Genomic DNA, 1,451 nt, shown 5'->3' with positions numbered 1-1,451 from the left:
TTGATATTGGTTTGGATAAACACATCCGGGCCGGCGATGGAATTATCCACATGAGATTCGGCGGCGAAATGGATCACCCCGCGGATGTCATAGCCGGTAAATATCTTTTCGGCCAGTTCCCGGTCGCCGATATCTCCCTGGATGAAATGATAACGGGGGTGGTCAGCCACCTCCCGCAGATTATCGAGATCGCCGGCATAGGTCAGCAGATCCAGATTGACCAGCTGGTAATCGGGGTGCTCTTGCAGGAAGTAGGGCACGAAATTGGAGCCGATGAAGCCGGCTCCTCCGGTGATTAATATGTTTGTCAGAGTACTATCCTCCGGCCCCATGCCTCGATACCTCCTTGAGCGTAGTCACCTCCGGGCGCAGCGCCTTGGTTATTCCACCCGGCCGGACTCTTTTGTGCGTTCAGAGTGACATTGTCTCTTATCCCTGGGGGGTTCTGCCGAAATCGCTGGCGGCGATGTCCAGCAGATACTGCCCGTATTCATTGTTGCGAAGTTTCCCAGCCAGGGCCGACAGTTGGTCACGATTGATCCAATGGTTGTAATAGGCGATCTCCTCCGGGCAGGCCACTTTGAAACCTGCCCGGTTCTGCAGGGTCTCTACGAAAAGAGCAGCCTGCTGCAAAGCCTCGAAGGTACCGGTGTCCAACCAGGCGAAGCCCCGACCCAGCAACTCTACATTGAGCTGACCCTGGTCCAAGTACAAACGGTTGAGATCGGTTATCTCCAGCTCCCCCCGCGCGGAGGGCTTGAGGTTACGCGCCAGTTCGACCACACTATTGTCATAAAAATACAAGCCAGTTACCGCATAGTTAGAGCGGGCTTGGGATGGTTTTTCCTCGATGGTAATGGCCCGCTGTTCATTATCGAATTCGATCACTCCGAATCGATGGGGATCTTTGACCCGATAGGCGAAGACCGTGGCCCCTTGCTTACGAGCCGCCACCCGCCGCAGCATGGGCGTGAACCCTTGACCGTAAAATATGTTGTCACCCAGGATCATGGCCACTCGATCTTCGCCGATGAAATCGGCCCCGATTATGAAGGCCTGAGCTAATCCGTCCGGGGATGGCTGCACCGCATAACTGAGCGACAGGCCTAACTGGCTGCCATCACCCAGTAGCTGTTTGAAACGGGGAACATCGTCCGGAGTTGAAATGATCAGGATTTCCCGGATATCCGCCAACATCAAGACTGACAGCGGATAGTAGATCATGGGCTTATCATATATAGGAAGCAATTGCTTGGATATGACCTGGGTGAGGGGATAGAGGCGGGTCCCGCTGCCGCCGGCCAGGATGATTCCCTTCATCAATAGAAACGACCTTTCCATCCATCGTCTTTCGGCTGTTCAAGAGGAATTATAGCAGATAGCACCCATATTTCAAAGGTTCTCGAGGATGTGGTGATTGCTTATCTACTTGCCGCTTGGCTTGCATGCTC

The 1,451-nt window shown here is 54.0% G+C and carries 2 protein-coding genes; both read right to left on the bottom strand.

Annotated elements, in window-relative coordinates; all coding sequences use genetic code 11:
* Positions 1–332: GDP-mannose 4,6-dehydratase (locus E0765_RS03550; protein ID WP_132811848.1), on the bottom strand; the 332-nt coding region annotated here is incomplete at its 3' end.
* 97 nt (positions 333–429) lie between these two features.
* Positions 430–1,320 carry a glucose-1-phosphate thymidylyltransferase RfbA gene (gene rfbA / locus E0765_RS03545; protein WP_132811847.1) on the bottom strand — a complete coding sequence of 297 codons (891 nt, stop codon included), beginning with the start codon at positions 1,318–1,320 and terminating at the stop codon, positions 430–432.
* Positions 1,321–1,451: the final 131 nt, after the last annotated feature.

The sequence above is a fragment of the Sulfuricurvum sp. IAE1 genome (genome assembly GCF_004347735.1).
Classification (GTDB): Bacteria; Campylobacterota; Campylobacteria; order Campylobacterales; family Sulfurimonadaceae; genus Sulfuricurvum.
This window is presented reverse-complemented; position numbering and strand designations above follow the sequence as displayed.

Bases quoted from the DNA above. Each gene is read 5' to 3' on its own strand.
- rfbA (WP_132811847.1), bottom strand. From the start codon at position 1,320: ATGAAGGGAATCATCCTGGCCGGCGGCAGCGGGACCCGCCTCTATCCC.